Raw genomic sequence first — 4,052 nt, 5'->3', positions numbered from 1 at the left:
ACCTGGGCTGGCAGGCGCGGCGCGCGCTGGCCTTCCCCGACGAGACGCGCGATTTCGACGCGGTGCTCGCCGCGGCCGCGCCCGGCCAGCGCGCCCTGATGCTGATATTCGAGGCCGGCAGCAAGGCCGCCGCGCATCCCGGCGCCTATCAGCACTTCCCGCTGTGGTACCAGGCCCGGCGGCAGGGGCTGGTCGATTTCAACTTCGCCTGGTTCCTGCCGCAGATCGTCCGCTATCGCGGCGGCCATGCGCCGCCCCTTGGCCCCGCCGAGATGCTGGACAACGCCTTCCCGGCCAGCTTCGACTGGCACCGCCACGGCGGCGGACGCTATCGCTATCTGTTCGTGCGGCGCGCGACGCCTCTGCCCACGGGCTTTTTCGCCACGGCGGACTGCCGTGTCGAATCGGTGCGCTCCGCCGGGCACTGGTCGCTGTACGCCACGCGCGATTGCCCGCCGCGAGCCGAGCGGCCTCTACCCTAGGAGAGCATCATGTCGCCGCAAGCCTATCTCGAAATGGCGCAGACCGAAGCCGACCACTGGTGGTTCCGCGCGCGCCGCGACATCGTCGCCGCGGTGCTCGCGCAGCTGGCGCTCCCGCCCGGCGCGGCGATCCTCGAGATCGGCGCCGGCACCGGCGGCAATCTCGACATGCTGGCGCGCTTCGGCACGGTCAGCGGACTCGAAATGGACGCGATGGCGCGACGGCTGGCCGTGGCCAAGACGGCCGGCCGCTATCCGATTGCCGACGGCCGTTGTCCCGACACGATGCCGTTCCGCCCGGGCAGCTTCGATCTGGTCTGTCTGCTCGACTGCCTCGAGCACATCGCCGACGATGCCGGCGCGCTGCTGGCGGTGCGTGGACTGCTGCGGCCCGGCGGCGCAGCGCTGATGACCGTGCCGGCACATCCGTGGCTCTGGAGCCGCCATGATGTCTTTTTGCACCATCAGCGCCGCTATCGCCGTACCGCGCTGAGCACGCGCCTCGGTAACGCCGGGCTGCGCGTGGAAACGCTGAGCTACTTCAACACCGTGCTGTTTCCGCTCGCGGTGGCGGCGCGCTGGCACGACCGTTTGCGCGACGCGCTGCATGCGCGGCACCCCGAGCATGGCGTGCCCGGCGAGGCCGGCGGCTCGACCGGCACCGCGATGCCGCCCGCGTTGCTGAACGCACTGCTGTACGCGCTGTTTCGCAGCGAGCGGCTCTGGCTGCGGCATGGCACCTTGCCGTTCGGGGTATCGCTGCTGGCGGTGGCGCGCGCGGTCTAGCGGACGGCCGCCGCCGACAGGAAAACGCCGCGGCCGTCGCCTGCCGCGGCGCAATTGGTGCTGATCGATGGGGCCAAGCGTCAGCGCGTCAGCGCGTCCGCGCGCCGCGCTGCACCGCCGCCAGCTCGATCACGCGGCGGCCGCCGATCCCCTGCGTGGCGGGACGCTCCTGGTAGCGCCGGCGCACCAGATAGATCGGACGGCCCTTGGTCTCGTGATAGATCCGGCCGACGTATTCGCCGACCACGCCGACGCCGATCAACTGCAGTCCGCCAAAGAACAGCAGCGCGCACAGCAGCGAGGCGTAGCCCGGCACGTCGACGCCGAGCCACAGCGTGCGGCCGATGATGAAGCTGCCATAGCAGAAGGCGGCGAAGGCGACCGCCAGGCCGATATAGGTCCAGCTGCGCAGCGGCACCGTGCTGAAGCTGGTGATGCCCTCGAGCGCGAAGTTCCACAGCCGCCAGCCGGAGAACTTGGACTGCCCCGCGCTGCGCGGCTCGCGCGTGTACGGAACGGTCACCGTATGGAACCCGACCCAGGCGAACAGTCCCTTCATGAAGCGGCGCCGCTCGGGCAGGCTCTTCAGCGCGTTGACGACCGCGCGGTCCATCAGGCGGAAGTCGCCGACGTTCTCCGGCAGCCGCAGTTCCGACATGCGGTTGTGCAGCCGGTAGTAGGCGCCGGCGGTCACGCGCTTGAGCCACGAATCGCAGGCACGGTCGACGCGCTGGGCCAGCACCACCTCGGCGCCGTCGCACCAGCGCGCCACCATCTCGCCGATCAGTTCGGGCGGGTCCTGCAGATCGACATCGATCGGCACCACCGCATCGCCGAACGCCTCGTCGATGCCCGCCGTCAGGGCAGCCTCCTTGCCGAAGTTGCGGGTCAGGTCGATCACGCGGATGCGCGGATCGGCGCGGGCCTGCGCCAGCAGCCGCGGCAGCGTGTCGTCGCCGCTGCCGTCGTTGACGCAGACGATCTCGAAGCGGATGCCGGGGATCGCTTCGAGCACCGGGATCACGCGCGAGAAGAACGGCACGATCGCGTCGCTCTCGTTGTAGCAGGGCGCGACCAGCGACAGCAGGCGGGTATCGCGCTGCCAGGGCGTCCGGCGATCGCGGGACGCCATCAACGGGGAAGTGAAGGAAGCGCTGGGCGATGCATCGCCCGCGACATCGCCATCCGGGCCGGCAGATGAAGCACAGCACCGACCGTCCTCCGCGGCGCCATGCTGGCCGCCTTTGGGGGCGCCCTCCCCGGCGCCCCCGGCGGTTCTCCTCCCCGCTCCAGCAGGGTCGCGGCGGCGCGCGGCCGCTCCACCGATCCTGTCATGTCGTGACATGTCCATTTCCCCCGTCGGTGGCGACATCGGCGGCATCATCGGTGGCGACATCGGTGCCGCTGCGCCATGCACGGCGCAATACCGCGGCCATGCCCAACGCCAGCAGCTGCACCCCGCCCTGCCACTGCTGCGCCAACGCATTGGCGAACATCAGCAGCGGCATGCACCACAGCGCGACCAGCAGCAGACGCTCCCCCGGCATCCAGCCGCGCCGCACGCCTTCCACCGCGAGCCCCGCCACCGCGATGCCCAGCCACGCCAGCTCGTAGTACCAGAGATACGGCGTGGCCAGCATCGCCGCCAGGGCCAGCGCGGCGGCACGCAGGCCGGTATCGCGATGGCGATGCCAGACACACGCCAGCGCCCCGATCGTCGCCAGCGTCAGCACCGCCTGCAGCGCGTAGGCCAGCGCCGGCGCGCCGCCGGCAAGCCGCACCGAGGCCAGCAGCGTCGGGCTGACGTACCAGGCGCGAATGCCTTCATGAATCAGCATGTCGCCGACATCCGCGGTCGCGGTCAGGAAGGCCGGCACCGTATGCCAGCCGAACGCGGCGATGCTGGCCGCCGCCAGCAGCGCCGCGGTCAACGCCGCGGCGGCCAGCGCCCGCCATTCGCGCCCGGCGATCAATGCCACCGGAAACATCAGCGCCAGCTGCGGCTTGATTGCCAGCAGGCCGATCAGCACACCGGCCAGCGCCGGCCGGCGCGGCAGCAGCACCAGCGCCCATGCGGCGAGCGCCGCGGTCAGCAACGCGTTCTGGCCGATGGTCGCGGCGAGGAACAGGCCGGGAAAGGCCAGCAGCGACAGCAGCACCGCGCCGCGCGCGGCCCTTGGCGGGGCAGCCAGCGCGGTCACGCGCAACAGCGCCGCGAGATAGCCGGCCGCCGACAGGCCGATGAAGGCGACATAGCTCCATGCGAACGGCAACCACGCCAGCGGCAGCACCACCCACAGGAAGGTCGGCGGATAGAGCCAGGGCAGATAGAAGCCGGAGTCGGGCGGCACCGAGCCATGCGCAGCGATCACCGGCTGCAGCTGCGCGTAGTCGTAGACCGCGAGCGCCCCGGCGCCGCGCAGCAGGTGCGACGCGCTCCAGAACACCGAGAAGTCGGCACCGGGCCGAACGATCGTATCGAGCGTGAAGCCCTGCGTGATCCACGCCCACGCACAGACGATCGACAGCTGCGCGACCAGCATCGCACCTGCATACAGGCGCATGCGCTCCAGCGTCAGCCAATGCGGGCGTGCGCGCGGCGGTGTGGCGGCAATGGAAACGGAGTGGACGGTCATCGGGTCGCTCTCGTTGGCGTCGAACGGCGACACGCGGTCGCCTTGCTCTTCGTTCTATCAGACGCTGTCCGCGGCGCAAGGCGGGCCGGCCGCCGCAACGACGGCGGCGCGGGCGCTGTGCGCGCCGACGTTTCCGCGCGGAAGCACG

General features: G+C 71.1%; 3 protein-coding genes and 1 pseudogene. 2 read left to right on the top strand and 2 right to left on the bottom strand.

Features of this window, described 5'->3' with window-relative positions:
• Together B551_RS26615 and B551_RS14835 are read left to right on the top strand one after the other, a co-directional pair.
• A pseudogene (locus B551_RS26615) lies at positions 1-482 on the top strand (hypothetical protein); the annotation flags it as partial.
• 9 nt (positions 483-491) lie between these two features.
• Positions 492-1,268 carry a bifunctional 2-polyprenyl-6-hydroxyphenol methylase/3-demethylubiquinol 3-O-methyltransferase UbiG gene (locus B551_RS14835; protein WP_006579901.1) on the top strand — a complete coding sequence of 259 codons (777 nt, stop codon included), beginning with the start codon at positions 492-494 and terminating at the stop codon, positions 1,266-1,268.
• Positions 1,269-1,356: 88 nt separating this feature from the next.
• On the opposite strand, the gene B551_RS14830 is transcribed toward B551_RS14835, so the two are convergent.
• Both B551_RS14830 and B551_RS14825 read right to left on the bottom strand, forming a co-directional pair.
• Complete coding sequence (locus tag B551_RS14830) at positions 1,357-2,400, bottom strand: glycosyltransferase family 2 protein (RefSeq protein WP_023264417.1); 1,044 nt, start codon at positions 2,398-2,400, stop codon at positions 1,357-1,359.
• Positions 2,401-2,599: 199 nt separating this feature from the next.
• Positions 2,600-3,937: a glycosyltransferase family 87 protein gene (locus B551_RS14825; protein WP_006579903.1), complete on the bottom strand. Its 1,338-nt coding sequence runs from the start codon at positions 3,935-3,937 to the stop codon at positions 2,600-2,602.
• Positions 3,938-4,052: the final 115 nt, after the last annotated feature.

It is taken from the genome of Cupriavidus sp. HPC(L) (assembly GCF_000307735.3).
Lineage (GTDB): Bacteria > Pseudomonadota > Gammaproteobacteria > Burkholderiales > Burkholderiaceae > Cupriavidus.
Note: the sequence above shows the minus strand (reverse complement) of the source record. Positions and strands in the feature narration are given on the sequence as shown.